General features: G+C 35.1%; 2 protein-coding genes and 2 pseudogenes. 1 reads left to right on the top strand and 3 read right to left on the bottom strand.

The genetic code is table 11. The features are described 5' to 3' along the window. The first annotated feature begins 501 nt into the window (after positions 1-501). Positions 502-1,533: a glycosyltransferase gene (locus tag CBG25_RS05880; RefSeq protein WP_290605265.1), complete on the top strand. Its 1,032-nt coding sequence runs from the start codon at positions 502-504 to the stop codon at positions 1,531-1,533. A gap of 107 nt (positions 1,534-1,640) precedes the next feature. Here the strand turns inward: CBG25_RS05880 and CBG25_RS05875 are convergent. From CBG25_RS05875 to CBG25_RS05865, 3 genes and pseudogenes are all read right to left on the bottom strand, one after another. Next, positions 1,641-2,601: pseudogene (locus CBG25_RS05875) on the bottom strand (aldo/keto reductase). Between the two features lie 144 nt (positions 2,602-2,745). Then, a pseudogene (locus CBG25_RS05870) lies at positions 2,746-3,453 on the bottom strand (anion permease); the annotation flags it as partial. 132 nt (positions 3,454-3,585) lie between these two features. Continuing rightward, positions 3,586-3,848: transposase (locus tag CBG25_RS05865; RefSeq protein WP_290603799.1), on the bottom strand; the 263-nt coding region annotated here is incomplete at its 5' end.

The following is a 3,848-nucleotide window of genomic DNA, read 5'->3' as shown; positions in this document are numbered from 1 at the left end:
TACAGGTTTCGATCTTGACCAGCGGGTCACCCAACTTGTCGATCGTCTGTTGGTGATACTGGTTTGCAAAGAGGTCATTCTTAATGGCGCTGCGTTTCTTCATGGTGGTTAGCTCAGTAGACCAGCTTCCGATAACTTTATCAGCAAAATCAAACTCGGCTTAGGTTTTTCGAGGTGCCCATAATATTAATTTAATTACTATATTTATCCGTTATGATATTTATCTATCATAAAAATCAAAACAGAAACTAATTCATCTTATATTTTCAAATAATGACTTAATTTGACATAAGAAAAAAACTGATTAGCAACAGATCAGAAACCATTTTAAAACATCTCATCACTAAAAAATATTATATTTACTTTCAATAAGATATAAATTTTTCTTCATTTTTAAAAAATATAATGATTATTAATCAATTTTTATAAAGTATAATGGTTATAGCAATGGTTTTTTCTTTCTACTAACGCTAGAATCAGTAACAATTTACGATAAAATTAATGCCAGCTTTGCCAAAAGGAAACTTAATGTATTTCAATAGTAAGGAGATGATACTAACAAGCTATGAATTTTCATCTGCTAAGGTAAAAAATTGCCAGTTTCATATTGCTTACGGAGCAGATATGAATTTCTCTCTTGGTACTGCAATCTCTATCTGTTCGATTCTATATTTTAATAAAGATTATACCTTCCACTTTTATATCTTTACTGATATGATTTCTGCAGATGAACTGAAAAAATATGATGAACTAACAAAAATATATAATACAAAAATAACAATATTACTTATTGACACTTTGCAGCTAAAAAAATTACCAACCAATAAATTGTGGTCTCATGCAATCTATTTTCGCTTTATCATTGCAAATTATTTTCACCAAAAAATAAATAAAATATTATATTTAGATTCAGACATTATTTGTTCGGGTGATATATCAGAATTATTCACCATCAATTTAAGCCATCATATTATTGCGGCTGTCGCTGACCGAGACCAATACCTATGGAAAAAACGGGCTGAAATGCTAGCAACACCAGCAATAGCTAATGGCTACTTTAACTCTGGCGTTATGCTGATCGATACCGATAAGTGGTATAAAAATAAAGTAACTGAGAAGACGATAAATGTATTACTTGATGATAAGACAAAAGCAAAATTTATATTTTATGATCAGGATGCATTAAATATATCTCTGGTAAATCAAGTTTTATTTTTAGAGAAAAAATTTAATACCCAATTTAGTATTAATTATGAATTAAAAAATAGAACATTATTCCCTACCATTGATAATGTAAAATTCATTCATTATATTGGCCCAACCAAGCCATGGAATAGTTGGTCTGAATATCCCAGTACAGATCTGTTTATTGCAATAAAAGAAAAATCGCCTTGGAAAACGACTCCTCTTATAACGGCATCAACCTCCAACCAATATCGATATGCAGCTAAACATATGTTTAATAAGAAAAAATATATTGAATGGCTATTGAATTATTTCTATTATTTTGTTATTAAAGTTTTATATAAATAAAAAATATCAAATGGCATAAACCATGAAATTGGATAATCGTCATTTGATGATAGACAATCATCCATTTTTATAGCTAAATTTTCAATCTGTGCATATAAAAAAATTTTTCAATTTAATTTACTTTCATAATCTATATATTCGAATTGCGCTTTGGTCAATGTTAAATTAATGGCTTTAACAAAACTTTCAACCTGAGCAACAGTAGTTGCACTAGCAATCGGTGCGGTGATCCCATTAAAAGCCATTAACCATGCAAGGGCGACTTCAGCTAAGGTAGCTTGATGAGCATCAGCAACTACCTGCAACGCCTTGAGAATTCTTTCACCTCTTTGATTGAGATATTTATCGATATCACTTTTTCTAAGACTACTATTTAAATCACTTTGACGACGATATTTTCCGGTTAAAAAACCAGATGCCAAACTATAGTAAGTGACAACCCCAATATTTTCTTTGATACAGAGTTTCTTCAACTTATCATCAAAAGCGGCGCGATCGTAAATATTGTATTCTGGTTGTAATACCTGGTATCGCGGTAAATTCTGACTATTCGCCACATCTAACGCTGTTTTCAATTGCCCTGCATCCAAATTTGAGGCGCCTATAGCACGAATTTTGCCTGTTGTTAAAAGCTTCTGATAAGCGTTTAACGTCTCTTCATAAGGTGTATTGATGTTCAGGCCAATGAGAAAAATAGAGATCAATGTAATCTGTTTGTAAACGCCGTAATGAGTCCTCAACCGCATTTATAATCCAGCGAGCAGAGAGCCCGCGCTTACCAGGCGAACCTAAATCTGCGCCCACTTTGGTAAAAATAATTAATTTATCTCTGGCTATGGAATGTTTAGTTAGCCAATTTCCAATGATAGTTTCAGATTCTCCTCCACGATTACCTGCTGCCCAACTTGAATAAACATCTGCCGTATCAATTGCAACTAAACAGTTATCATAGAGAGCATCTAAGATGGTAAAACTCTCTTTTTCATTGATAGTCGAACCAAATACGTTACCACCAAAAACAAGTGGTGGGATAACAAATCCAGTTGAACCTAACCTACGCAATTGCATATTTCCTCACTTGTTTTTAAATAAAGCGAATGTAATAGCTAGAAGATTTTAGTGGTACTTTTACAGCAAGATTGCATTTATTAAATGTTAAACCCTATTTAGCTTACAGATATAGTACAGCAATTTAGATATGTTAATTATAACTTACCAATAGCCCAATAACTTCCACCATAAACCACCAATGACTAACCAAATTAAAAGATTAACCACACTTAATATAAACCCCACTTTCCACCATTCAGCTAAGGTTGTATAACCAGAACCAAAAATAATCGGCGCAGTACCTGTAGCATAATGGGTTAACGACATCATTAATGATGAAGAGAAAGCCAGGATCAAACCAAGCAAAATAGGTGGCGCGCCCAATGCTAATCCAGCAGTAAAAAATGCTGCAAACATTGCCATAATATGGGCTGTAGTGCTGGCAAAAAAGTAATGCGAATAGACATATATTAAAACAAGTAACAACATGCCACCAATCCAGCCGATCCCCAGATGATCAATAGCGTTTCCAACTGTTTGAGAAAACCAATTAGTCAACCCAAGCTTACTTAGAAAAGATGCCATCATGACCAGTGCAGCAAACCAAGTAATTGTATCCCATGCCCCCTTGGTTTTCAAAATATCATCCCAAGCTAATACCCCGGTACAAAGTAAAACGGAAAGACCGATAAATGCCGCAGCGGTAGGGTTAATAGTAAAAGCACTACCAAAAATAAGCGCAGGCACACCAGCCCACATAAGCAAAAGCATGGCAAATACCGCTAAAGTAATTTTTTCTGCTACTGAAATAGGCCCTAACTTGTGTAATTTTTGTTTCGCGAAATTTGGTGCATCAGGTGTTACTTTAGGGCACCTCGAAAAACTCAAGATTTTCAATTAACCCTTGGCTTTCATTCTAAATAATTAGATTTTTTTTGATTATCACGTTACTGATTCTATCGCACATTGCCCTGGCTAGGGCCATTTGACCCATTCTGGGCGTCAGAAAGCCACGATGCACGCGCTCTGGAAGTACGCCAACCGCTTTAGGTTGTAACATGCTGCCATCATCGTCATGGCAAAATTAGCGCGCACCTGTCCAATGGTGCGGATCAGTTTTCTACCCATTTGTTCCATCGCCGCAAATGCATGTTCAACCCGTGCCCTAGTCTTTGCAATCCTGTGGTTTCGCCCTTGCTGAGTCTTGGACAACGGTTTGTTTCGATGGCCTTTACGCTGAATCTGGCTCCTATAGCCGTTTGCCT

The sequence above is a fragment of the Arsenophonus sp. ENCA genome (assembly GCF_002287155.1).
GTDB classification, from domain to species: domain Bacteria; phylum Pseudomonadota; class Gammaproteobacteria; order Enterobacterales; family Enterobacteriaceae; genus Arsenophonus; species Arsenophonus nilaparvatae.
This window is presented reverse-complemented; position numbering and strand designations above follow the sequence as displayed.